The organism is Psychrobacillus sp. BL-248-WT-3 (assembly GCF_012843435.1).
In the GTDB taxonomy this organism is placed as follows: Bacteria; Bacillota; Bacilli; order Bacillales_A; family Planococcaceae; genus Psychrobacillus.
Map to the genome: position 1 here is coordinate 1 of NZ_JABAFC010000028.1, position 25368 is coordinate 25368.

Consider the following 25368-nt stretch of genomic DNA (forward strand, 5'->3'; position numbering starts at 1 on the left):
ACCGACAGAATTTGTTTTAAGCAAAAGTGTTCACTCTAAATTAGCAAAAAGTGTTCAATTCTACTTGACGGTTACAACATCTTGGGTTGTTAGCCATGGCTTATAATTAGTTAATTCACCTTGACCTCTTTTTTCTTTTTGATACTTTGCAATTTTTACTTCTGTCCATCCAGTTTCTCTTTTACTCATATTTATCCTTTAAACTCTCCTTTATTTTATTGTAGTGGGGAAGGGGTAAGATTTTAAAATAAAAAAATATCTGTCCGCATTAAGCGAACAGATTCAAATTAAATATATAATAGACAATTTTATTTTTTTATATACATAACTGTATATTATTTTTGTACAACTTTATTATTTATATATATACAACACTTAGCGTTTAATACTTTTTGTAGTACTTTATTTTCCAACTAAGATATTTTGTACAACTTTATTTTTTATATATAATATTTTTTGTATAACTTTATTTTTTTTGTACAACTTTATTTTCAAATCACATGTCCAATGACATTATAGTTGGTAACTCCAAAATTCAATAACAGCAATTAAATATGGATGTTTCAAAAAACTTTAACTTACATTATAGTTGGTAACCCATCCAATCGTACTTTTAAGGTATTTACATTATAGTTAGTAACCCAATGTTTTCCTTAATGTTATTGATTTTTGTTATTGCAAATTACTTTGAACGACTTTCAAAATGAGAAACCTAACAAGAGTACACCTTTATGACTGAATCTCCATTTAATTTTATTGATTAGTCATGATATTTAGGAAAACTATTTTGAGTAGTTTGTGATGCTTCCTCTAAAATCTTTTTTACCCGCAGTAATTCTAGCGGGGGAAGTTTATCTTCAGTCATAAAAGTATTGATAAATCTCTGAAATAAGAAATTATGTGGAATATGGGAAACATTTTCTTTTGTTTTACTATCAAATGTAGAATGAGCTATAACAGGATGGTAAAATGCTTTGTTTTTAAAAGGTATATTAGAAAATGGGTTATGAAAGACAATTAATCCGTCTAATAAATGCTCCACATAATTTTCCTTGAATGTTACTTCATTAATAGGTTGAGTACCAAAATCGTTATATCTAGAATGGCTGACTAAAGTAATTCTTGGATCATCACACATTACCCTCACTTTACCAAACGTTGCTGTATTACTAAAAATAACAGCGCTAATATGAGCAAACTTGGGAGTTGTAAAATATCCTAAAGGTACTTTAGCTCCATTTTTTTTATCTATTTCCTCCATGTATATAGCATCCAGTATATCTCTATTTTCATCATCCCAGTCTACTGCTATATATCGATCAAAACCATATAAAACTCTATGTATAGCTTGCATACGTTGCTCATTTGTATAAGGCGAGTCAAAAGGAGTAATTGCTATAATGAACGGTTTTCCTTTAACATGTTCCAACTGACCATACGATTCTTTATATTTTTGAGACTTGCTCATAAAAGCATTAGCAATTCTAATGGTGGCGTTATCAACAATCTTCTCCACTGGCCATTCTTTAAAGATATCTTTAGAAAAATCTTTTTTCCATTCTGGGGTTTCATCCTGTGCGTGACTAGCAATAGTTGCCTCTACATTAAAACCATCTTCACCTTCAATAACAAAATCTGGACGATTATAAGACATATTTACATTTAATTTTAGTTCCTTGCACACTGCAAAAAGGTATAGCTCCCAAAACGATGAGTTAAAAGTTGTTTGAAACTCTTTAACAAATTTATGGTCACGATCTTCAAATCCTTCTGCCCACTCTTTTATAAATTCTCTAGCATAAAACAATTTTTCATTATAAATACTCAGGAAATTTGGATGTAATTTATCTTCAGGATATTGAGGGACAAATAATAAATCACTAACTTTTTTCATTTATAACCCACCTTTAATAAAAGAAGCTTAGATATTACTACTTATTATACTATTTCATGGAAAATAAAATAAGCCTGTGGCTTTGCAGCAACCATAGGCTTTCTGTTACAATAATTCGTTTTAACTTCAAACCATTTTTCATGCTTTGATATATTTTTTTGAAGAAGTATCATAAGGTTCATATCTTTGTTTCAAAGCTGGTATCCCAAGTTTTGACTTTACAATACGCAGCTTCGTCGTGTCTATCTGTATATATTTATTTTCATCGAATGAATTTTCTGGGTTTCTATCATGTAAAATTACATTAGTTAATGGATAGGAAATCACAATGATTTATTCCCATAACATACTCCTTTAATAAAAAAACTATACAATTTCACCAACCTCAATTGTTAAATTGTGTTTTAATTACAATGGTATTAAAAAATTTAATCTCCATAACTTTTCCTTATTTCTTCTATATTATATATTAGTACACAAGGAAGGAGTATCCTCCTCATTGGAGCGACCATATGAGTAAATACTAATAACATTATCATAGGTGGTTTATAGTTTGTGAATGAATCGATAACACTCATTTCTTTAATGAGCACAACAATCAAATTTATCTTATTACTTTTCTTGAACTGGGGAATTGGTGCAATTGGCTTTATACCAAGTTTCTTTGTTACTGCTATCAACATAAACTCCTTGGGTTTAGTGCTTGGTGTCATTCTTACATTTACTGGAGAAATTTTTGGTGCAATTATTGGTTTTCACATGTATCGGTGGGGCTTCTCTAAAATTAATCCTGGATGGCTAAGTCATTCAATTTTTAAAACTATAAAAAATAGTTCTCCCATGCATGTGTTCACACTAATTATTCTATTTCGAATTCTACCATTTGTTCCATCTGGGATAGTTACCGCAGGTGCTTCTTTAACAACTATTAACGGATGGTTTTTTATGACTGCAAGTTCAATCGGGAAAGTACCTGCAGTTGTCATTGAAGTAGCAATAGTCTTTGGGGTTCTTCAAAAAATATCAATGAATTATTTATACGGGGTTATGATCTTGTTATTGGTAATATTTACACTTTTTTTGATTAAAAAGAAAATGTAAACCACTGGTCATAGTTAATGGCAAAGTAAAGAAAAAATTTAATAATCTAGATATAATAATTTACTTGGTAATAATTTTTTATGATTGTAAGTTGCTCCTTTATATATAGCGCACAAAAATATTTGGCCATATAGTTTTCTGTGTAATCTCCTCAACCTAATAATAGGAATTCTAGCAATTACTTATTTCTATTAATATTAAATGCAGTTCTTTAATAATTATAAGGCTACCACTAAAGCCATAAAGTTTGACTTTTTGCAGTAGCCTTATAATATTTTAATATACTCTGTAAATTTTCTTAAGCACTCATTTGACGACATGCTTCAGCACATTTACGGCATGACTCCGCACATCTTTGACAATGGTCATGTTCATGCTTAGCACACTCTTCAGCGCAACGTTCACAAATTTCAGCACATAGTTGGCATATTTCTTTCATAAAAGGGCTATTCGAAGTCATCGCTTGTATCGCAAAGGCGCAAGCATCAGCACAAGCGCGATCTAATCGTATACAATCGACCATCATCTTAACATCGCCTTCTTTTAAACAAGCATCAAAACATGTGTTACAAGCCTTTAGACATTCCATACAAGCCTTTAGACATTCTTCATATTTTTGATTCAAAAAAATTCCTCCTAAATATTAATATTGCATTCAGTATTAATATTCCCATGAGATATTAATTCAAACAGTAAAATGAGAACTCCTTAGAAAATCCTTATTTTTGTAACTCGTATGTAATTCTAATATAAATTTTAATCTATTTTTACTTGTCCCATCATTCCATTCTCTTCATGCTCAAGAACATGACAATGGAACATATATATACCTTTGTTATTAAATTTAACGGCTAATTTCACTGTTTCTCCTGCATCAATTGCGACAGTATCTTTCCAACCTTGTTCGTTTACTGGCGGTTCGTTTCCATCAATTGAAATAATTTTAAACTGTGTCCCATGAATGTGGAATGGATGTGTCATTCCGCCCATTGCATCAGGTTTATTATAAATTTCCCACACTTCGGTAACCCCTTGTTTTTGAGTTAAGTCAATTCGATCTATATCAAATTGCTTATCATTAATGGTCACCATTGCACCCATTCCAAAAAGTTCGAGTTTCTTCGTAACAGGTAAATTTCTTTCTTCATTTGTAACAGCAAAATTATTTAAAGTTTTTGGTAAATCACTTGAATTTGTTTTCTGTTCATCAATTTTAAATGGTAAAACGTTTGTATTTTCCTCATTAATTAATGCTATATCACTTGAGGCTTTATACTTTGAAAAATCAATGATAATCTCTGAACGTTCACCGGGTGTTAACGTTATTTCATTCATTGTTGTTGGTTCATTTAAGAAACCACCATCTGTAGCAATTTGTTGGAATGAATCTCCTGTATTTAATTTAAAAGAATAATTTCGAGCATTTGAACCATTTAATATACGTAATCTAACTTTTTCTTTACCTACCGTAAGTTTAGGATTCAATGTTCCATTTATTAATAAAGTATCTCCTATTGTTCCATCCTCATTAACTACTGCTTGGTAATCGAATTGCTTTTCCTCATTAAATTGTCTGTCTTGGAATACTAACGGAAAATCGTTTATCCCATATTCCTTTGGTAAATCGAGATTTTTCGATTTTTCATCCTCCACATAAATTAAACCAGCTAATCCTTTATACACTTGCTCAGCTGTAGCACCTTCAGGATGTGGATGGAACCATAGAGTGGATGCCTCCTGATTAACAGTAAATTTCACATCTTCTGATTCACCTGGTTGTAGGATTTGATGTGGACCACCATCACCTTCCCCTGGAATATCTACACCATGCCAATGAAATGTCGTTGGTTCTGATAAATCATTGTTAGTTCTAAATGTTACTGTTTCATCTTTTGATACTTGAATAATTGGCCCTAAAAATGAACCATTATATCCATATGTTTCGGTTTGAACATTTTTGTAAAATTCAGTTGTTCCTTGCTGTGCTGTAATATCAATGATTCCATCCTTTGGTTTAATTAAAGTTGGGAGTAATAGTTCATTTTCTCCAGTTGAATTATTTAATGCTAAAGGATTTGTATGGCTATCATGACCGTTTTCCATAGAACCCATTTCTTCCTCACTCATATTGGAATGATCCATGGTCGGATTTTTGTCAGGAGATGAATCACTTGCACTACAACCTCCAATTATAAAAATACTTACCGACAACACTGAAATAATCCACATTTTGTATTTCATCTTTATTCTCTCCCACTAATTTATTTAATACATCGGTAGTGTATCAAATAAATATGAAAAATTTGTGGAGTAATACGTTTAAACTAAATGGACGAACCAACGAAGCAATGTTAGCCGGAATATCCGGAATATATAACACTCTTTTATTTCAATTAGTATTATTATATTTTTTTATCTTACCAAAAGATACAGTTCTAATACCTACACTTCCAACATATTGTTATTTGAGGTGTATTAATATGAGAAACCAAAATAGAACTATTATTGGACTACTTTTATTACTTTTTATATCACCAATTATTATAGCTACTCTTAGTAACCCTCAACAAATAGGAAATATGGACATCGCTGATGAGAAGGCAGTGGAGAAATCAGCGGTCGTATATGCTTCAACTCAAAATCAAAATCTTCATAATATCGAATTGATTGAACCAAAGAAAGCATTATTACTATTTACACACTCCCACGAAGCCTTTATACCAATAGTAAAAAATGAGACCGGTCAAGCAGAGGTATACCATTCAACCTCAAACATAACCGCTTTTGAAGATATAATTAGAAATCATTTTAGCTTAAATTCTATTGAAACTGAGTTTCTTGGAGTTGACACCATGGATGAGTTAAAGAAAACAAATCGTACTTTTCCAGAAGCCTATAACGTTGTCCGTCCTTATTTAACAGAAAATGTTCAGAACAATAAATATGACATAATTATCGATTTACACAGAGATTCTGCAAACAGAAAAAATTCAACACTAACTTATAATAATGAAACATTTGGAAAAATATATTTTGTGGTAGGGGAAGAGAATCCGAATTACGTATTAAACAAATCCTATGCCCAACATCTTTCCTCTCACTTAAATGAATTGGTTCCCGGAATATCTAAAGGCGTCATCGGTAAAAAAGGAGACCATGTGGACGGCATTTATAATCAAGATCTTGCTAACAATATGGTGTTAATAGAACTTGGTGGAATCGATAATACACAGGAAGAAATTAATCGTACAATTTCAGTTCTAGCAAAAGCTGTTTCAGACCTATTACAAGATGAACCTACCAATCTAGTATCACATGCAGGAATTTAAAAATACAAAATGAAATGCACCTTAAGCCATAGGCTTAAGGTGCATTTCATTTTGAGATCTCAAATAATTTGAAGTATATTTGGAAAATAAACGAACTAAATAATGTCTTGGATCAAAAAAACTGATTTACATTTCTTCATGAAAATAATATTCACTTAAAACATCAGCAAAAACCTCTGTAGTTCGGTGAAGCTCTTCTACTGTATTATCTACGCCTCCTATTTCCACAATAATTGAGTTTGGAGAAATATCTTGATTATAAATTCCATTGCCTTGTTTACTGCTTTTTTGTATTACGCCTTTGGACAGCCCGGGGTATTGATTATCTAAAATTGTTTGTAGCCCTTCCGCGAACGTAAGATTCTTTCCATAACCTTCATGGCCCGTACCTACAACAAATAACAGTTTGGCATAGTTTACTCCATTCATTACAGTAGTAGTAGAATCACTACGTAAAGAATCGCGATGTAAATCTAGAAAGATCTCTAAATCCTTATTATCTTTTAATGCAGCACGTACTTGCTCTCCTGAGACATTATAAGAACTGTTATAGTTTAAACCTCTTGTAGCTAGTTCTTGAACGATATCGGTTGAATTGACTGTTGTCCCTACTCCCCTTCTTTCCAGTGCCCTTCCAAGCAGTTCTCCTACTAGTGTAATATTTGCTTTCGAGTGATAGGCTTCTTCAGGTATATCTGTTTCTTCTAAATATGGCAAAAAAGATTCCCTGCTATGAGTATGGTAAATATACAGGACTTCCTTTCCGAAAGTTGAATGGAATGATGAAATTTCTTTGGGAGATTTCATATTTTCAAAAAGAGCATCAATATTCTTTTTAGTAAGTTCTCTTTCGTTAAAGAAACGGTCCATAGTAGGCGCAAATTCATCCCTATCCTCTAGACTCAAGTTTGATTTCCCACCTGTATCTAAATTATTTGTTTTAGTAGGCATCCCATCTAATTCTTCAGATAAAGGATCTTTTAATTCAACATGGAAAAAAGGGTAGATTTTATCATCAAAAATATTTTCTTCCTCTTGTTTAGGAACATAAAAAAATGTCGCCCAGAAAGAAAAAAGCAAGAGAATAAATAGCAAAATTGTTAAGTATAATAAAATTCTTAGTAAAATATTTTTCTTTTTCTTTATTGTGTTCTTTTCTTTGTTTAGGGAGCTAGAGGACATTCGGTCCCTCCTATAATTTATCTTTTCAGTAGATTTATTTTAATAACATACCATAGAAAAGGATAACAAATAATTGTGGATAATATATGGACAAGAATGATTTTCCTACCCACAAAACATAAAAAAGCACAATCATCTATACAGTCGATGATTGTACTTGAAAAATTTTTAAGCTTAGTTATTAGTATTTTTTCCATTTTCCATAGCTACAGTTACATTAGATAACCGTTTCGCTCCTGCATATTTAGGTCCCCAATACGGATCTGTTTTTAAGTTAGCTTTTAAAATACCCTTACTTTTGGCAGATATGAACTCCCCGTTCCCCAAATAAATGCCAGTGTGAGAAATACCTTTTTTATATGTATTAGCAAAAAACACTAGGTCTCCAGGTTGTAGTTTATCTTTTGCAACTGTTTTTCCAACTTTATATTGCTCAGCAGATGTTCGTGGTAAACTAATATTGAATTTATTGTAAACATATCTAATATATCCAGAACAATCAAATCCCTTAGGAGTTGTTCCTCCAAATTTATATGGAGTACCATAAAATTTTGAAGCAAATGCTCCGATGTCAGTTGATGTTGCAGCATTGACTTTATCTGCTGAAAATACTTGTACAGAAAAAATTAAAGATACCACAATTAAAACTTGCATAATTCTACTTCTCATTTTACACCCCAGTAAAGTTATTTTTATAATTGTAACTTTATCACAAGTGATGCAATATATTCGTTACGATTTGATTACAAAATCATTACAAATTCCTAGTTTAACTTTCTTAAAAGACAAAATTCAGGACTATAGTTTTATCCGAATTAATATATCTATTTTTTATAATATGTATTGTAATTTTATATAAACTTGCATTAGAAAAAACCTAACCATTTAATGGATAGGTTTTTTGAATAAATCTAAAAGTAAAAAGTTATTTTATTGGTGACAATTCACTTTCAGTTACCCATTTGTGATTAGTCACTTTGTCTCCGGTAGTAGAAGTGTAATCAACCATATACACAGTTGTTTCTTCAGCAGAATCTATTTCAGCGGTTGCTCCTTCCATCCCCTCCATATGGTCAGCTATTAAGACTACTTCTGTACCAGGTTCTAATGGTGCAGATTGTGGTTCTCCTAATTCTTCATGAATGACCCATTTATGATTTTCTACTCGTTCTCCTCCAGTTGTAGGAGTATACGATACAGTATAAACAGTTGTATCATAAGCACCAACAATTGTTGCTTCGGCACCTTTCATACCTTCCATATGATCTGTTTCAATAATAGCTTGACTACCTACCTCAAAAGTTGGATTTTCGGCTACTTTTAAGTCTTCAGGAACTTCACCTGATCCGGACATATCCATATTAGAATGGTCCATACCTTTACTTTCTTCCGTATTCATATCCGTGTGCTCTTGTGTGTTCGTGTTCTTTTCCGTTTCCTTTTCATCACCAGCACAAGCAGACATTGTAATTGTGATAGCTAATGAACCAAGTACCATCAATAATTTTTTACTCATTGTTATCCTCCTCTAAACTCTAATAAATTTACAACAAGATACACTTCGTTGTTTTAAACAATCTTACACTGAAATTGTGAAAAAATTGTGCAGACCAGTTACTGAAGATTCTAATGCCTGAATTTTATCACTATGTAATTTGTCTTTATATTTTATACTTCCCTATTTGATTGAAAAAAAACTAGGACTTTCCTTAAACGACTATTTAAACGTTATAAACACCGTGGCACATTTAAATTTTTATATTATTTTCCTGACTTTTTATACCTATGTAGCAAATAAGATAACTGTCCTTAGCGATAAAGCATAACAATCAATTCTTCCAAACAAATAATTTTACATAGAAAAGAGCATTGATTTTTGTGAAATCAACGCTCTTTTCTAATAAATAATATCTATAATAGTGGTTACTGTTAGATATTCACTTAAGGGTATTATAGTCTAGACACAATTATATAAAAAACCACCTGAAAGTGGCCCAGGATATCAAGAGAAAAACGCTTGAAATTGCAAAGAAATACCAGATAAACTGTCTACTTTCTTGATTTTGCAGTTTTTTATAATCTTTATAAGAGATTTCCCCCATAGCGTACCTTAACCCATTTTCATTTGGTTCTACACTAATTTGTAATCCTTCATTGTTTTCTAAATTTATCCTTGTAATTAGTGATATGTCTTTTCCGCTACTTTGCATTGTGAAATCTTGTATTCCAACGTTTTTTTCACTAATAAAATCCAAACTTACTGGTTTATATATAGAGTTTTTAATTATCTTATCACTTATGATAAGCGCTTGTTGTTCGATTACATTAGTTGAAAAGCACATAGTTTTCACCTCGTCATTATCATATTTAAATCATGTTCTAAAGGTACTCAAAAGCGTAAAACAAAGGTGATTATTGTTCGAAATTCTATTAGTATGGAGAAACTTTCTCTTTATTCGGAAGACTTTTAAATACCTTACAATAAACATGTTAATAGTGCAAACTTAGTGATTGTTCATAGTTAAAATTGGTAGTTTTGCTGAAGGCTAGATACATAAGTTGCATCTATCCACTTCTTTATAAGTTGGGTATTTTATTTATTATATGATTTCATAATTAGTGTACGTAGTAGTCTCTTATTGAAGTTTTTTACACACCACGTAAGATAAATAAAAATTAACCCACCGAAGTGGGTCCGATTAAAAGTTTTACTTTTCTAGTTTTACTCTTTGAAGTCGTAATGCATTTAGTACAACAGATACAGAACTAAATGCCATAGCCGCCCCCGCTACCCAAGGTGCTAGTAATCCGACTGCGGCAATCGGTATGCCTAACGTGTTATATGCGAATGCCCAAAACAGATTTTGCTTAATGTTTCTCATCGTCTTGTGGCTCATAATAATTGCATCCGCTATGCTGTTTAAGTCTCCTCTAATCAATGTAATATCTGCAGCTTCCATCGCAACGTCTGTTCCTGTTCCAATTGCCATCCCGATATCTGCGACTGCAAGAGCTGGTGCATCATTAATTCCATCTCCAACCATCGCTACTTTCTTTCCAGTTGCCTGAAGTTTTTTTACTTCTTCGGCTTTTCCTTCAGGAAGTACCTCAGCGATAACTTGATCTATTCCAACCTCTTTACCAATCGCTTTAGCTGTACGTTGGTTATCACCAGTCATCATAATCACTTCAATATTCATATTACGCAAACGCTTGATGGCTTTCTTAGACGTTTCTTTGATTGTATCCGCAACCGCAATAAGCCCTGCATATTGACCGTCTATACTTGCCAGCATCGCTGTTTTCCCATTTCCCTCTAATTCTTCCATTATTGATAGTATGTTAGAAATATCCACGTGATACTGGTTCATTAACTTTCGAGTTCCTACAAGAACTTCTTTTTGATTAACTGTTGTTTTTACTCCATATCCAGGAATTGCTTCAAACTCCTGAACTGTATCGAGTAATATCCCTCTATTTTGGATTCCTTTCACAATTGCTTCTGCAAGTGGATGTTCCGATTGTTTTTCTGCTGTACCAACCAAAGAAAGAAACTCCTCTTCATTAACACCATTTGCAACAATTACATCGGTTAACTCTGGTTTCCCATTTGTAACTGTTCCAGTTTTATCAACAACTACTGTATCAATATGGTGCGTGGTTTCGAGATGTTCTCCACCTTTAAACAGAATACCAAACTCAGCTGCTCGGCCTGAACCTGCCATGATGGAGGTTGGTGTTGCAAGACCAAGTGCACATGGACAAGCAATAACAAGAACGGCAATCAGAGCTTCGAGTGCAGGAGTAACTTCTCCTGGATTCACCCATATAATCCATACTAAAAAAGTAATAATGGCAATACCTATTACAATCGGGACAAATACGCCAGATATTTTGTCTGCAAGCCTTTGAATTGGGGCTTTGGATCCTTGAGCATCTTCCACTACTTTAATTATTTGAGAAAGAGCTGTGTCTCTTCCGATTTTCGTTGCTTTCATTCTAATAAAACCATTTTTATTAATTGTTGAACCAAATAAAGAATCACCAATCGTTTTATCGACTGGAATACTTTCACCAGTTAACATTGACTCGTCGACAGCAGAGTTTCCCTCCATAACCTCACCATCAACCGGTATCTTTTCTCCTGGTTTTACTAAAATAATATCTCCGGTTACAACTTCTTCAAGAGGTATTTCTATTTCCTTTTCATCTCTTAGGACCAAGGCTGTTTTAGCTTGAAGTCCCATAAGCTTTTTAATAGCCTCAGACGAACGCCCCTTTGCTTTTGCTTCGAAAAGTTTACCTAATATAATTAGGGTAATCAGCACTGAGCTCGTTTCAAAGTACAATTGGGCGTTATGATGCTCACCAATTGTAATGAAAGCCTGATAAACACTATAAAAGTAAGCTGCGGATGTACCCATAACAACTAGGACATCCATATTGGCACTCCCATTTCGCAACGCTTTATAAGCACTTACATAAAACTGTTTCCCAATGATAAATTGAACTGGTGTTGCCAGAGCCATTTGTACCCAGGGATTCATAAGAAACTCGGGCATGTAAATAAACGACGTAAAAGAAAAGTGACCAACCATAGACCACAATAAGGGAAGGGACAAAATTGCCGATATAATAAATTTTTTCTTTTGCTTTTGAATAGCTTGCTCTCGGTAATCTATTGCTTCTTTTTCATCTTCTTTATTGATTGCCCCATATCCTAATTTCTCAACTCGCGCAATAATATCCGAAACGTTAATCTGAGAAGGGTTATATTCTATAGTTGCATTTTCAAGCGCTAGATTAACGTTGGCAAATGAAACACCCTCTAGCTTGTTAAGACCTTTTTCAATTCTCGTAGCGCAGGCAGCACAGGTCATTCCTGTTATTGCAAACTCTTTATTCTCCTTTGCAACGCCATATCCTAAATCCTGAATTTTCTTTTCAAGATCTTGATTGGTCAATTTTTCAGGGTCGTATTTAATCATAGACTTTTCAAGAGCCAAGTTTACGTTGGCTTGCTGTACTCCATCCATTTTATTTAGGCCTTTTTCAATTCTTGTAGCACAGGCCGCACAGGTCATCCCTGTAATTTGTAGGCTGGTTTCTTTTACTTCACTACTCATTCTGTTTTCACCTCTCCTTTAAATACTGCCAGGGGGTATATATGAAAGTAAGAAAGAGAGTGCCTAAATAGCACTCTTACTCTTTTATCCCACGTCATAACCTTGGTCATCAATTGTTTCTTTAATTTTATCTATATTTACCTTTTCTGAATCAAAAGCTACATCCACTTTGCCTGAATCTAAATGAACCTTTACAAGATTAACACCATCTAATTTTCCTACACTACCTTCAACGGCACTCACACAATGACCACATGACATTCCACTCACATTCAATGTTACGTTTTCCATATTTTTCACTTCTCCTTTTTCTATAATTAAATAGCATACTGTATAGGGGTATAAATCATTGAAAAAAAAATCCTTTGATTGATTTACAAAGCACACTACTGATTATATTTAGGCTACTACTGTATATCCTTTACCTTCGATTGTATCCGTAATTTGTTTAATATCTGTTTTCGAATCATTAAATTCTATATTCACTTTTCCTGTTTCTAATTGTACATTAACTTTCTCCACACCACTAAGTGCGCTAACGCTATTTTCCACAGATTTTACGCACCCCCCACAAGTCATTCCTTGAACTTGTATAGTCACTTGATTTGTCATTTATCTCTCCTCCTTTTATTTTCTCATTAATTTCTGAATTGTTACTAATAATTCATCTAAAACCTCATCGTCACCCTCAGCTAATCTATCCACTACACAGCCTTTTAAATGTCCTTGTAAAAGTACTTTAGCTACACTATTTAGAGCCGACTGAGTTGCAGAAAGCTGTGTGATTATATCGTCACAATAAACGTCTTTGTCTACCATACCTTTTATCCCTCGGATTTGCCCTTCAATACGGTTTAATCGATTTGTTAGATCCTTTTTTACGTGTTCAGGATGATGACTTTTTCTACAAGACACCTCAGATAATAACGTACCTTCTTCTATTACACTGTCCAAATAAGCAACCTCCTATCGTTATTTTCATAATACAGTACCTACAGGGGGTATGTAAAGCGATATGTTTAATGTTTTATCTAGACATACTAAATTTTTATTTTTCACTCTAAAATCCCTATTTCACTACAACCTGACCGACCATTCCAGATTCCTTATGTCCTGGGATTGTGCAAATATATTCGTAAATTCCTGTGCTAACAGGGGTGAAAGTTAAGTTTTCTGTACTTTTAGGTTCGGCATGAAGATGTATAAGACTTTCTTTAGTATCGTGATTATGCTTTAGGTCGTTATCATTAAGAGTCGGAATTTTTATTTCAATATCATGCTCAATATTGTCCAAATTTTCTAGAACAAAAGTGACCGGCTGATTTTTCTCTATAACTAGCTCTTTAATTGAGTATTTCATATTTTTAGCTTGAATTGTAATAACTTGTGAATTTTTATTTGTATTATTCGCCTCATTATTAGTATGGTTCTGATGTTCTGATATAGAATCCTTAGATATGGAACTCATTTGGTTTTCCGCTAGGGAAACACCTCCAATAAAATAAAAAGTAATACTAATTGCCAAGATGACTGGCTTTAATAGCCAACTTTTATTTTGTATCTTTTGATTTTTCTTGTCTGGTAATAAGACAAATAAAAAGATTGTGGAAATAGATAACAATAGAAATAATCTTATTAAAGCTATTGATTGTTCCTCGTTTATCATTTCTCCTAACATCGCACCCATCATACCGCCCATCAATCCAGACATGACCCCTTCTAAAACAGATAAAACCCCAAAATATCCGCCACATATTGAACCCGCTAATATTCCGATACCCATCGATAGAATTGTGGAGAGAAATAAGTCCCCTTGAAATGTTACGCCTAAAAGAATACCAGCTGTCAATCCAATATTCATACCAAAAAACATAGAAGTTACCATCCCTTGCATGGGATTAAATATACTTTTAGATATCCTAGCTAATATAAAAACTATTAAAGCTAACCCCACAAGCGACGCTAATACAAATATTTGATAATATCCCATCTATCCACCCTTTTTATTAAACTGTAAGATTGTTTCCGTAGTCTATATATATTTTATACCCCTTTACGGTATGCAATGTTCAAAGAATAAATTTAATTACATTTAATTGATGTACTTTAAGCTTTGCATAATTATTGCATATTTATTGTATATACTTATTGCAAAACTATATAACGAGGCAGGTGGAACTTGAAGATGACTAATCACTCACATCATAAACATAATTCCAATAACCAAAAAGGACAAGGAGAACATGATAGTCATGGTTCTGGTCATACCCATGACATTAAACAAACTCATAATGGACATCATAATCACCATTCTCATATGGTGGAGGATTTTAAAAAACGTTTTTATATTTCATTGATTATTACGATTCCAATTTTAATACTCTCTCCAATGATTCAAATGTTCCTTGGGGTTAATTGGCGCTTTGATGGCGATATGTATATACTGTTTGCCCTCTCTACGTTCGTATTCTTTTATGGTGGTTGGCCATTTCTTGTGGGAGCAAAAGACGAACTAAAAAATCGTAACCCTGGGATGATGACACTAATTTCCTTGGCTATTAGCGTGGCGTATGTATATAGTACGGCTTCTGTGTTTGGTTTTGCTGAAAATGATTTCTTCTGGGAATTGGCTACTCTTGTTGACATAATGTTACTTGGTCATTGGATTGAAATGAAATCTGTTATGGGTGCTTCTAAAGCTTTGGAGGAATTAGCTAAATTAATGCCTTCGGAAGCTCATCTTGTCGACGATAAAGGTAGAGTAACAGAAGTAGAAGTGGCTAGTTTAAAACAAGGAGATCGAGTTTTGGTCAAACCTGGTGAAAAAATTCCTATAGACGGTAAAATAGTCGATGGAAAATCTACGATTGATGAATCCATGCTAACTGGTGAATCTGTCCCTATTGAAAAAGAAGCTAACCAAGAGGCAATTGGAGGATCCATTAATGGTGAAGGTGCGCTTATTATTTCTGTAATGAAAACAGGAAATGAAACCTATCTTTCCCAAATTATTAGTTTGGTTAAAGAAGCACAGGAATCTAAGTCCCGTGCTCAAGACCTTGCAAATAGGGCTGCAAAGTGGTTATTTTACGGTGCCCTTGTGGCGGGTCTTGCAACGTACTTCATTTGGATATCTCTTGGTTATCCTGTTTCCTTTGCCATGGAAAGAATGGTAACCGTATTAATCATAGCCTGTCCTCATGCTTTAGGTCTTGCAGCACCTTTAGTAGTTGCAGTATCCACTTCGATTGCAGCCAAAAATGGTCTTCTGATTCGAAACCGTGCAGCCTTTGAAGGAGCTCGCAATATCGAGGCCGTCGTTTTTGATAAGACTGGAACCTTAACGAAAGGCGAATTTGGTGTAACAAATATTGGTACTTCAAAGGATTATAGTGAGAAAGATGTTATTGCATATGCAGCGTCAGTAGAAGTTCAATCCCAACATCCACTCGCTAAAGGTATTATAAAAAAAGCAACGAAAATGGGTATTACACCTTTAAAATTAGAGGATTTTCAATCATTAACCGGAAAAGGTCTCCGAGGAACAGTGAACGGAAAACAAATCTTAGTAGTTAGTCCTGGTTATATCAAAGAATTGAATTTAGATTATGACAAAGAACAATTTGACACGTGGTCTTCAGAAGGTAAGACAGTTGTTTTCACTTTGGTGGACAATAAGTATGCAGGTATGATTGCACTTGCTGATATCGTTCGCGAAACAGCAATTGAAGCCATTAATCAACTAAAAGAAATGGAAATTAAATCTATTATGCTAACGGGTGATAATGCTAAGGTTGCGCAATATGTCGGACATCAGTTAGGTATGGAAGAAATCTTTCCAGAAGTTCTTCCACATCAAAAATCGGAAAAGATTGAACATATACAAACAACTGAAGGTCTTCTTACTGCAATGACGGGTGATGGTGTCAATGATGCGCCAGCTCTTGCAAAAGCCGATTTGGGGATTGCTGTAGGCGCAGGAACTGATGTTGCAATAGAAACTGCTGATGTCGTCCTTGTAAAAAGCAACCCGATAGATGTAGTTAATATTATCAAGCTATCAAGAGCGACTTATCGTAAAATGACACAAAATTTGTGGTGGGCTGCAGGATATAACATTGTAGCAATTCCACTAGCAGCAGGAGCCCTTTATAAATATGGAATTGTACTAAGTCCTGCAATTGGGGCAATCTTGATGTCTCTAAGTACAGTAATAGTAGCTATTAATGCGCGACTACTAAAGCTTTAGTTGTTTTTTTCATAATAATTTTTTAAAACTCTAAGGAGAAGTAGATTCTTCTTGGAGTTTTTGTAAGTTTAGTGAATAGGAATTAGTTTATTACTTCTTAACAAATCTAACATTCCAAATTGCAAATCCTATTACGGCACCAAGCATATTAAGAATCAAATCATCAATATCAAAACTTCCTCTTCTTGAAACTACTTGTGTTACCTCAATAAATAATAATAAAACAGTCATCGTAATTACAAATATACGTATTTTATTAATTCTTTTTATGAAGTGCGGTAAATAAATGCCCATAGGTAAAAACAAAATTAAATTACCCCCAAGGTTTTTTAAAGGGATGTTAATATTTAAGGTTCCATGTGCTATAGAATGAATATATAGATTTATAGTCCTAAAAGGTATAAAATTCGAAGACCATTTTATGTATTCCCTAAAAGATACATCGGACCATCTATAACCTCTTGAATCTAAGAATAATATAAAAACTAATGCAAATAAATATAATATAAAGCTAATACAAACTAAAATGTTCTTAGAAGTTTTCATTGCTTTCCTCCTGATAATTTCACTCTACTAGAAAGAGTATAAATCTATTAATAAACAGATATTAACTCAATATCTTGTTCCATCTTAGTATAACTAGTCCTAAAATAATTCTGATAAAAGTTTCACCTAAACCAAAAGATTATTCTAATGAACATTTAAATTAACCTTCCATTTTTGTTAAATTATAGCATTTTATATAAATAGATATTTTATATAAAAAAATACATGGAGAGACCCATTAGACAGGCTCTTCCATGTAGTACTTTTAGAATAACTATTTAAGTATTATATACTTTAACTTCTTTTTCCTACTAACACGAAATAATTTTGCCTTCTAAATATTTGTCAGCTCATTTGTTAACTATATCCCCCAATAAGTGAGTGTATCAAAAAATCCTATAATTACTAGAATAACTCCCGCTATGCGTTGTATCATTCTACCCGTCTTCATGCTACGTTTCATGATTATTTTCTTAGCATCAAAAAACCATATTAAAACAAATAGAAGGATTAGTGGAATAGATGTTGCAATTCCAAAGACAGCAGGTAATAAAAAACCATAGGAAGTTGATACTACAGTTGGCATAAGCCAGACAAAAAAGAGAACAAACATAGTTGGGCAAAATGCGAGTGAAAAACTTGCTCCCAACAGAAATGAGCCAGATTTTCCTTCCTTTAATGCCATAGGTATATACATTGTTAAACGGTTAAGAAATCTAAGCTTAAATATCCCTAAAAGCAAAAGTCCAGTAACCACTAGTAGCGGACCAATTAGTTTGCGAAATAAAGGGAAATACTCTGTCATCTTAGTTTCAAATGATTGACCAAATATCCAAGCCAGCAATCCAATCAGACTAAATACTACAATTTTACCTGCAATAAAGGCTACTATTTCTCCCCAATTATTCTTCATTTGAACAGTACGGTTTCCATAAAAGGTAATTGCACTCATATTTCCTGTCAGTTGACACGGTGCCACAGCTCCAATCAAGCCGAGAAGGAGCGCAACTATAATTGGGGAATGTTCAAAGGAGTGTAAGAAAACAGTAACTGGTTCACTAATTGTTTGACTAAATCTCGACATCAAACTATACATCTGTGAAACACCCTCCATCTTCTTATTTTGCTAACTCACCGTTAGAAGCAATTTGGTCCCAAGATAGTCCTTCATCTTTTGTTATATAAATATTATTACTATTTGTAACTATTACAATCTCTTGTTGATTTTCAGGATTTACTGCGATAAAAGTGATTGGATCCATCTTCAATTCTTTTGGAAGTTGGATGTTTATTTCTTCGTCACTCTCAAACAAGAAGAACTTAAGGTATACAGTATCGTTTTCAAGATTTGAATAATACCCTCCCGTTTCAGTCAATGTTACATAAGTGACCATTTTCGTATCATTCATTGACTTAAAATTTTGTCCATGATCATTCGATATAAATATTCCGTCCTTACTACCGATTGTAAGTAATTCTTTACGAGTGGGATGAGCCGACAAATTAGAAATATAATCGGAAGTAAATCCATTCATAGCAGCTTTAGTCCATGAAGATCCTTCATCTGTTGAATAATGTAGACCTGCGTTCATCTCTTCAACTGGCATTTCATTTAAAACGTAAATCGTATTTGAATCATAACCAGCAGTCAGATAATGAAAATCAATCTCTCCGTAAAACGCTAATTGTTCGAAACTCGCTCCTTTATCTATGCTTTTAATAAGACCAAGAGGATTTTTATATTCAGACCCTTCTTCTGGATGACCACTTGAAAAGAATCCTTCTCTTACAGCTTGAAAGCCCATATAGTCATGTTTTTGACTATTTGCTTCTTTCCATCCATCCTTGGCATATTTATATAATCCAAAATGCGTTGCAATGACGACATCGCTTTCTCCATTTATATAACCTAAACCGTGTATATGATCAATTTGATTATTTTTTACTTCCTCAAAAGAGAAACCTTCATTTTCATTTGAGTTACATGCAGATAGCACTAATATTAATACTAATAAACCGAATATAATTTTATATTTCTTCATTTTGACTTTTCTCCTTTAGCTCCATTTATATCCTATTCCCCATACAGTTTTAAGAAATTCATCAATAGGAAAACCAGCATTTTTCAATTTCTCTCTTAAATTTCGGATATGTGAGTCCACTGTTCTCGTATCTGTATATGTGTCATATTCCCACGCAGCATGCAAAAGTTCTTCTCGTGTATAAGTCTTTTTAGGGCGAGAAATTAATGCTTCCACGATATAGAATTCCTTCAGTGTTAGTTGCGAGATTAGACTATGATATTGCAAGGAATAAGCTTCTTTATCTAACTTAAAATCTTCGTAGGAAATCTCTTTTTCCTCTGTTTCGTGTTCAGAGAACCGTCGTAAAACGGCATTTACTCTAGCTACCAACTCTTTTTCATCGAAAGGTTTGGTAATATAATCGTCCGCCCCAGTGTTTAATCCTTTTACTAAATCCATCTTATCCGATCTAGCTGTAAGCATAATAATAGGTACATCGGAAAATTCACGTATCTTTCTACATACTTCCCATCCATCTATATCTGGCATCATAACGTCTAACAGGACAAGATTAATTTTCTCGTTTTTTAGTAACTCAATCGCTTCCTGGCCATTTGTTTCTTTTATGCATCTGAATCCAAGCGGTAGCAGAAATAATTCAATTAGATCTAACATCCTTTGCTCATCATCAACCAATAAAATTGTCCGCATATATTCAAAAAACCTCCTATTCAATTACTGCTTGACGAAATTCTAAATAAAGCTAAATCGTTATGGTAAATGTACTTCCTTTGCCCAAGACGCTTTGGACTTCAATGCTACCACCATGTGCTTCTACTAATTCTTTCACAACAGCAAGTCCAATCCCCGAACCACCAGATATACGTGAGCGCGATTTTTCAACACGGTATAACTTTTCAAAAATGAATTCAATTTTATCGGAGGGGATACCTCTTCCGAAATCAATTACGGAAATGATTGTTTTCTTTTCTTTTTTATGAACTTTCAGTGTAACCTGTGTATTTTCTTTAGAGTATTTCAAGGCATTATCCAATAAATTCAATACAATTTGCTCTAAACGTAAGGAATCAGCATGGATTTGAAAGTTGTCTCTACATACAAAACTAAGCTTAATATTTTTCATCTCAAAAGAAGGTCCAACTAGTTTGATAATGTTTTCAAAAAACGTTTGTGCCCAAAAATAATCTTTTGTAACAGTAAAAGTATTCTCATCCATTTTTGCTAAATCTAATAAATTTCTCACAAGTACTTTCATTCGTTCAGACTCTTCAGCTATTATTGCAAGATACTGTTCTCGTTCTTCTATACTAATTTCTTTTCTCATGGCTACATTTGAATAACCAATTAAATATGTTAAAGGCGTTCTTAGTTCATGAGCAACAGAGGCTAGAAACTCATTTCGCTCTGTTTTCATACGTTCTAAATCATCAGCTAATTTTTGAATAGAACCTGACAAATCACCAAGTTCATCTTTACCGATGTATGGAAGACTCACTTCAAAATCCCCTTTGCTTAATTTCTCAGTAGCTTCCTTCATACGTATTAAAGGTCTTGTGAGAAGTCTAGATAGAGCTGTATAGACAATAAATAGAAGGAAAACACTCGTCCCACCAGCAATCCCAAAATGCATGTTTAGCTTATCCACCAATTGTTCAATAGAACTTGTACTTTGAAACATGACAACATATCCAGATTGGTTATTACTCCCTTTGTAAGGGTGTGCACTAATGATATATGGAGACTCTTCCCAATCTGAAATCAATACCTCATCTCTTCTCAAATCAAGATTCTTAATAAGAGGAAGAAATTCTGTTAAAGATGCATTGTTTTTAAAGGAACTACTAATGACTCTACCTTTATTATCTGTAATGACAACTTCTCTATCTCCTCCTTTTTCCATCAATACGATATGTTTCATGGTTGTTTCGGAATAGTATTCTTCAAGTACTTCTCTGTGATTGGATCCGTTTTTCAACAATAAAGAAAATTCTTCCTCAATTCTTGTGTGAATAATATTTTGATGGAGATAAAAAATTAGAAAAGTTTCCATTATCAATACAACAATAAAAAAATAGGCTGTTAACTTTGTCGATATTCTATTCATTAGAGCATTCGATCCTCCCAACTAGTTAAATCTGGATTGTTAAGTTGCAAATACATTGTTGTCTGATAACATTTAAGTTTAGATAGGCAATATTTGCTCCATATATTGTTTTATACTGTCTTCACTCATCTCGCCGGTTATTATTTTCTCTATTTTCCCTTCTGGGTTAATAAGAAAAGTAGTTGGCAAAGGGTTAATATTATAAGTTTCCATTACACTTTTATTGTCATCAATTAAAACTGGAAAAGTTAAGCCTTTTCGATCAATATATTTTTGAACTACAAAATCAGATTCTCCTATGTTTACCGCTAGTATTTGAAGTCCTTGATCTTTAACTTCTTGATACTGTTTGTCCATTAGCGGAAATTCTCTTTCACATGGTTTACACCAAGTTCCCCAGAAATTCAAAAAGACTCCTTGTCCTTTGTACTCCGACAATTGATGTCTTTCTCCATTCATATCAGTTAGAACGAAGTCAGGAGCTTCATCTCCTACTTGTAATACACCATTTTTCTCTTTAGATAAGTTAGAATATATGGTGAAGATAATTACTCCAACCATTAATATCAAGAGTACAAACCGTATGTAAAATCTTTTTTGCTTCTTATCCATAGTAACAATAAACCTACTTTCCTAATTATTTATAATTGTGCTCTAAAACCCTGTAAATCCTCCAAAAAAAGGAGTTAAAATTGCTATTATTTTTGTCATCATATCAAAATACAACAAGATACCCATTATAATCATTAAAAATCCACCTAATCTCATGAAAAGTCCATTTCTCTTTTGAAGAAACTTCATTTTTCCAATAAACAATGACATTATGAGAAACGGAATGGAGAAACCCAGTACATAAAATAGCATATACAACATTCCTCTGTCAGGGTCAGAAACTCCTAAAGCAATTACACCTGCTAGTATTGGTCCAGTACACGGTGTCCATCCAGCAGCAAACCCCATACCGATCAATACGGATCCTATATAACCTTTAGGTCTTTTTCTGAATTGGACTCTTTTCTCTGATAGTAAAAATTCAAATTTAAAAACCCCAATAACTACTAAACCAAAAAATACGAGGATAATAGCACCAATTTGTCTTAGTAAGTCTTGGTATTGAAGAAAAAACGTCCCGATGAAAGAGGTGGAAAAACCCAATGCCATAAAGATGGCTGAAAATCCAAGTAAAAATAGAAGCGTGTGTACCAATGCCTTCTTATTTAGTATTCCTTTTTCTTCTTTTAGTTCATTTAAAGATACCCCGGTAACATAGGACAGAAATGCAGGATAAAGGGGTAATGAACAAGGTGATATAAAAGACAGTAATCCCGCACCAAAAGCTAAAAATAAACTTAATTGTTCAAACAAAGAGTTTCACCTAACCTTTCATGCTTATAATCTACTAACAATGCTTTCTAATCCTTCTAGCAATTCAAAGAGTTTAAATAAGTCACTAAACTTATAGATATTTATCCAAGCTGTGCCTACTTGCGTGTCTTTATATTAAGAGGACATTAACTAACAAAATATTCTAAATAATAATATTTGAACGATTTAAGATATATTATTCAAACTAGAATCAACAAAGGATTAGCCTTGGGACAACTGATTAAGGCAATCCTCTGAGATAGTATAGAGAATAAATATGAAGAAACTATGCAGAAGTAACCCCAAAAAATATTATAATGAACTTTATGAGCTTTCTGTGTCTAACTATTTTTTTGTTTTCTTCATTAGATTTTTTAGATAAGACTACTTTCAATTCAAAAAAAAATGTATTTGAAAAACATTAGCACCGTAATTTTACCTATACAATTAATAAACGAGGTAACCCTAATCAAATTAGGGTTACCTCGTTTATTATAGAATGACATGTTTAGTTTACCTTGTAATTGCTTCTTACTTGTTTTGCTTTTTCCTCGAAAGTATCCTTGTCATATAGTTGACACTTTAAATAGAGCTATTTAATCTTATCTTTTTAATTATTAAATCTTTTAAATGATTTAGAACATCGGTTCTTAATCCTGCCTTCTTAGCAATTTTCCATACTTTTAATATTTCATTGTTTCTCATCAGCTCTTCAATACTTAAGTCTATTCTACGAATTTGAAATTGTTCTGTTGTTTCTACAACTTTTTCCAGTTCTCTTTTGGTTTTGGGTAGTTTTTCTAACTGTTTTTCAATCAAGGATAAGTATCCTATTCTCCTACCTATTTCAGCCTTAGTTATACGAAGCTGTCTTATTGTTATTAATTGATTTGCTGTTTCCCTTACCAGCATTGCCATATTCTCATCCCTATAATTCCAATCTACTCGATTCTTGTTAGATCTTTGATTCATATTATTGGGTTTATTTTGCATCAACCAATTCCTATCATGCTTATATAACCAATTGTATAACGATTTTCTTAATGGAGATGGTTGTTCATTTTTAATAAATATCCATTCATTTCTCCTTGTTTGTATAAAACCGTTTAGAGTTTTTAGTGTGCCATTATATATATTGGTATCAGTGATCAATAAATTAGCCTGGCGTTTAACAGTCTTAGGGTCAACACCCAATTGTCTTGCTTTTTCCCTTAAAGATAACTTTTCATCTCCCCATAATACCCAAAGTTTATTCTTCCAAACATCGCCAAACTCCTTTATCCGCCCAAATTCCATTTGAGCTCCTTCAGACGTATCAGGTCCCCTTCGTGAATAGACAAATCCGCATTCACAAGTAAAAGTCCCAACTGGTTTCCCCGTATCCGAGCATCTTGTAATAGTACATAAAGTAATGACTTTCTCTCCAAAATGTCTTGATACTTTATTTAAACAAGGCCAAGGACCATTGAAGAATGGATTAACTAACGTTGATGAAGAATTACTTTCTAAAATTGTGGAAGTTATGCTCTGCCCCAAGAAACCGTGTAATAAGATATGCCTCAGCGGGTGAATCACTTCATCAGAATTTCGCAAAAATTTATGTAACCAGGTATGCTGTTTATCTTCTTCCACATGACTTCCCATTAATGTTAATAAATCACGTCCATAATAATTGTTAAAGCTAGGGATTAGTTTATAGAACTTTATTCTACCCTTTACTGATAACATATTTATATTCTGTATTTCTTTTAAATAAATGTTCCTTACATTATTTTTTCTTACAATCTTCTCTGAATTGTAATTTAGTAAATAAAATGAATTCTGCGCTATAAATAAATTTAGATAATTTTCTACAATTACCTCTTCCGTATTAATATTTATTGTAATAGTGTCTAAAGGAACAAATTCATGCTTATTTCTTCTTTGCGAGTACGGAACATTAGCCTCTCTTAAATTAACCTTATGCTTGTAACATACTATAACTCCCGGTATTTGATGTGCACGATGCCAATAAGCTAAACCATACTGAGCTCTATTATTCATTGCACACACTGTACAATATCTTAAATTTTTGGGAGGTTTCACACCGTTTGCGGTTAAGCCCACCAACATATGGATAGAACGTCCGTTGCTAAAGTACATTTCCTCTCGAATATTTTCTAGTCTATCACTAGGAATAAAGTGACTATAATAGGGCATTAAAGTATGGTCATAAAGCAATTTCTCTTTGCTGATAACTTTACCAGGAATCCGTGAAGCTAATACATCTAGATTGCATGGTAAATCAGTTACAGAACATACTGTTTCACACCCGAATAAATCTCTCATAGTTTTTTTAAAGCTTTCATTTCCAGAGTAATTATGATATCTGGCTAATGCACTATATAGCAATTCGTCTGGATAAAGTGGAGGAAAAAAATGCATACT

The 25368-nt window shown here is 33.1% G+C and carries 23 protein-coding genes and 1 pseudogene; 3 read left to right on the forward strand and 21 right to left on the reverse strand.

The features are described 5' to 3' along the window. Positions 1-75: 75 nt before the first annotated feature. Both HF876_RS18915 and HF876_RS13450 read right to left on the reverse strand, forming a co-directional pair. Positions 76-189 (reverse strand): annotated as a pseudogene (locus tag HF876_RS18915) (TnsA endonuclease N-terminal domain-containing protein); the annotation flags it as partial. A gap of 571 nt (positions 190-760) precedes the next feature. Continuing rightward, complete coding sequence (locus HF876_RS13450; RefSeq protein WP_169360580.1) at positions 761-1894, reverse strand: hypothetical protein; 1134 nt, start codon at positions 1892-1894, stop codon at positions 761-763. A gap of 555 nt (positions 1895-2449) precedes the next feature. Between HF876_RS13450 and HF876_RS13455 the strand changes: the two genes are divergently transcribed. After that, entirely contained in the window at positions 2450-2995 is a 546-nt protein-coding gene (locus HF876_RS13455) for a VTT domain-containing protein (protein ID WP_169360581.1), read from the forward strand. Positions 2996-3293: 298 nt separating this feature from the next. Here HF876_RS13455 and HF876_RS13460 read toward each other — a convergent pair whose 3' ends face one another. After that, positions 3294-3620, reverse strand: a complete 327-nt coding sequence (locus HF876_RS13460) for a four-helix bundle copper-binding protein (protein ID WP_205964108.1) — start codon at positions 3618-3620, stop codon at positions 3294-3296. A 131-nt stretch (positions 3621-3751) separates the two neighbouring features. Beyond that, a complete protein-coding gene (locus HF876_RS13465; protein ID WP_169360582.1) occupies positions 3752-5236 on the reverse strand; it encodes a multicopper oxidase family protein in 1485 nt (494 codons plus the stop codon). Between the two features lie 239 nt (positions 5237-5475). On the opposite strand from HF876_RS13465, the gene spoIIP (HF876_RS13470) reads away from it, so the two are divergent. After that, positions 5476-6324 (forward strand): stage II sporulation protein P, encoded by an 849-nt coding sequence (gene spoIIP, locus HF876_RS13470; protein ID WP_169360583.1) that lies wholly within the window; start codon positions 5476-5478, stop codon positions 6322-6324. Positions 6325-6450: 126 nt separating this feature from the next. On the opposite strand, the gene spoIIP (HF876_RS13475) is transcribed toward spoIIP (HF876_RS13470), so the two are convergent. From spoIIP (HF876_RS13475) to HF876_RS13515, 9 genes are all read right to left on the reverse strand, one after another. Next, positions 6451-7506, reverse strand: coding sequence for a stage II sporulation protein P (spoIIP, locus tag HF876_RS13475; protein ID WP_240949768.1), 1056 nt, complete (start codon positions 7504-7506; stop codon positions 6451-6453). A gap of 174 nt (positions 7507-7680) precedes the next feature. Continuing rightward, positions 7681-8175, reverse strand: a complete 495-nt coding sequence (locus tag HF876_RS13480) for a C40 family peptidase (protein ID WP_169360584.1) — start codon at positions 8173-8175, stop codon at positions 7681-7683. A gap of 256 nt (positions 8176-8431) precedes the next feature. Beyond that, complete coding sequence (locus HF876_RS13485; protein ID WP_169360585.1) at positions 8432-9022, reverse strand: YdhK family protein; 591 nt, start codon at positions 9020-9022, stop codon at positions 8432-8434. A gap of 451 nt (positions 9023-9473) precedes the next feature. Next, positions 9474-9848 (reverse strand): hypothetical protein, encoded by a 375-nt coding sequence (locus tag HF876_RS13490; RefSeq protein WP_169360586.1) that lies wholly within the window; start codon positions 9846-9848, stop codon positions 9474-9476. A 366-nt stretch (positions 9849-10214) separates the two neighbouring features. Then, positions 10215-12632, reverse strand: coding sequence for a heavy metal translocating P-type ATPase (locus HF876_RS13495; RefSeq protein WP_169360587.1), 2418 nt, complete (start codon positions 12630-12632; stop codon positions 10215-10217). Positions 12633-12716: 84 nt separating this feature from the next. After that, entirely contained in the window at positions 12717-12923 is a 207-nt protein-coding gene (gene copZ / locus HF876_RS13500) for a copper chaperone CopZ (RefSeq protein ID WP_169360588.1), read from the reverse strand. A gap of 108 nt (positions 12924-13031) precedes the next feature. Continuing rightward, positions 13032-13244 carry a copper ion binding protein gene (locus tag HF876_RS13505; RefSeq protein ID WP_169360589.1) on the reverse strand — a complete coding sequence of 71 codons (213 nt, stop codon included), beginning with the start codon at positions 13242-13244 and terminating at the stop codon, positions 13032-13034. 15 nt (positions 13245-13259) lie between these two features. Continuing rightward, a complete protein-coding gene (locus HF876_RS13510; protein WP_205964109.1) occupies positions 13260-13586 on the reverse strand; it encodes a metal-sensing transcriptional repressor in 327 nt (108 codons plus the stop codon). A gap of 115 nt (positions 13587-13701) precedes the next feature. Beyond that, positions 13702-14622, reverse strand: a complete 921-nt coding sequence (locus HF876_RS13515; protein WP_169360590.1) for a plastocyanin/azurin family copper-binding protein — start codon at positions 14620-14622, stop codon at positions 13702-13704. 195 nt (positions 14623-14817) lie between these two features. Between HF876_RS13515 and HF876_RS13520 the strand changes: the two genes are divergently transcribed. Beyond that, entirely contained in the window at positions 14818-16881 is a 2064-nt protein-coding gene (locus tag HF876_RS13520; protein WP_169360591.1) for a copper-translocating P-type ATPase, read from the forward strand. Positions 16882-16971: 90 nt separating this feature from the next. On the opposite strand, the gene HF876_RS13525 is transcribed toward HF876_RS13520, so the two are convergent. From HF876_RS13525 to HF876_RS13560, 8 genes are all read right to left on the reverse strand, one after another. Beyond that, a complete protein-coding gene (locus HF876_RS13525) occupies positions 16972-17427 on the reverse strand; it encodes a VanZ family protein (protein WP_169360592.1) in 456 nt (151 codons plus the stop codon). A gap of 361 nt (positions 17428-17788) precedes the next feature. After that, on the reverse strand, positions 17789-18523 hold the full coding sequence (locus tag HF876_RS13530) for an urease accessory protein UreH domain-containing protein (RefSeq protein ID WP_169360593.1): 735 nt from the start codon (positions 18521-18523) through the stop codon (positions 17789-17791). A 22-nt stretch (positions 18524-18545) separates the two neighbouring features. Then, entirely contained in the window at positions 18546-19469 is a 924-nt protein-coding gene (locus tag HF876_RS13535) for a F510_1955 family glycosylhydrolase (RefSeq protein WP_169360594.1), read from the reverse strand. 15 nt (positions 19470-19484) lie between these two features. Further along, a complete protein-coding gene (locus HF876_RS13540; protein ID WP_169360595.1) occupies positions 19485-20162 on the reverse strand; it encodes a response regulator transcription factor in 678 nt (225 codons plus the stop codon). A gap of 52 nt (positions 20163-20214) precedes the next feature. Then, positions 20215-21576 (reverse strand): HAMP domain-containing sensor histidine kinase, encoded by a 1362-nt coding sequence (locus HF876_RS13545; protein ID WP_169360596.1) that lies wholly within the window; start codon positions 21574-21576, stop codon positions 20215-20217. A gap of 78 nt (positions 21577-21654) precedes the next feature. After that, a complete protein-coding gene (gene resA / locus HF876_RS13550) occupies positions 21655-22188 on the reverse strand; it encodes a thiol-disulfide oxidoreductase ResA (protein WP_169360597.1) in 534 nt (177 codons plus the stop codon). A gap of 42 nt (positions 22189-22230) precedes the next feature. After that, on the reverse strand, positions 22231-22941 hold the full coding sequence (locus HF876_RS13555; RefSeq protein WP_169360598.1) for a cytochrome c biogenesis CcdA family protein: 711 nt from the start codon (positions 22939-22941) through the stop codon (positions 22231-22233). Positions 22942-23523: 582 nt separating this feature from the next. Further along, positions 23524-25365, reverse strand: coding sequence for a TnsD family Tn7-like transposition protein (locus tag HF876_RS13560; RefSeq protein ID WP_169360599.1), 1842 nt, complete (start codon positions 25363-25365; stop codon positions 23524-23526). Positions 25366-25368 lie beyond the last annotated feature (3 nt).

Bases quoted from the DNA above. Each gene is read 5' to 3' on its own strand.
- HF876_RS13450 (WP_169360580.1), bottom strand. From the start codon at position 1,894: ATGAAAAAAGTTAGTGATTTATTATTTGTCCCTCAATATCCTGAAGAT.
- HF876_RS13465 (WP_169360582.1), bottom strand. From the start codon at position 5,236: ATGAAATACAAAATGTGGATTATTTCAGTGTTGTCGGTAAGTATTTTT.
- spoIIP (WP_169360583.1), top strand. From the start codon at position 5,476: ATGAGAAACCAAAATAGAACTATTATTGGACTACTTTTATTACTTTTT.
- spoIIP (WP_240949768.1), bottom strand. From the start codon at position 7,506: ATGTCCTCTAGCTCCCTAAACAAAGAAAAGAACACAATAAAGAAAAAG.
- HF876_RS13480 (WP_169360584.1), bottom strand. From the start codon at position 8,175: ATGAGAAGTAGAATTATGCAAGTTTTAATTGTGGTATCTTTAATTTTT.
- HF876_RS13485 (WP_169360585.1), bottom strand. From the start codon at position 9,022: ATGAGTAAAAAATTATTGATGGTACTTGGTTCATTAGCTATCACAATT.
- HF876_RS13490 (WP_169360586.1), bottom strand. From the start codon at position 9,848: ATGTGCTTTTCAACTAATGTAATCGAACAACAAGCGCTTATCATAAGT.
- HF876_RS13495 (WP_169360587.1), bottom strand. From the start codon at position 12,632: ATGAGTAGTGAAGTAAAAGAAACCAGCCTACAAATTACAGGGATGACC.
- copZ (WP_169360588.1), bottom strand. From the start codon at position 12,923: ATGGAAAACGTAACATTGAATGTGAGTGGAATGTCATGTGGTCATTGT.
- HF876_RS13505 (WP_169360589.1), bottom strand. From the start codon at position 13,244: ATGACAAATCAAGTGACTATACAAGTTCAAGGAATGACTTGTGGGGGG.
- HF876_RS13515 (WP_169360590.1), bottom strand. From the start codon at position 14,622: ATGGGATATTATCAAATATTTGTATTAGCGTCGCTTGTGGGGTTAGCT.
- HF876_RS13520 (WP_169360591.1), top strand. From the start codon at position 14,818: ATGACTAATCACTCACATCATAAACATAATTCCAATAACCAAAAAGGA.
- HF876_RS13525 (WP_169360592.1), bottom strand. From the start codon at position 17,427: ATGAAAACTTCTAAGAACATTTTAGTTTGTATTAGCTTTATATTATAT.
- HF876_RS13530 (WP_169360593.1), bottom strand. From the start codon at position 18,523: ATGTATAGTTTGATGTCGAGATTTAGTCAAACAATTAGTGAACCAGTT.
- HF876_RS13535 (WP_169360594.1), bottom strand. From the start codon at position 19,469: ATGAAGAAATATAAAATTATATTCGGTTTATTAGTATTAATATTAGTG.
- HF876_RS13540 (WP_169360595.1), bottom strand. From the start codon at position 20,162: ATGCGGACAATTTTATTGGTTGATGATGAGCAAAGGATGTTAGATCTA.
- HF876_RS13545 (WP_169360596.1), bottom strand. From the start codon at position 21,576: ATGAATAGAATATCGACAAAGTTAACAGCCTATTTTTTTATTGTTGTA.
- resA (WP_169360597.1), bottom strand. From the start codon at position 22,188: ATGGATAAGAAGCAAAAAAGATTTTACATACGGTTTGTACTCTTGATA.
- HF876_RS13560 (WP_169360599.1), bottom strand. From the start codon at position 25,365: ATGCATTTTTTTCCTCCACTTTATCCAGACGAATTGCTATATAGTGCA.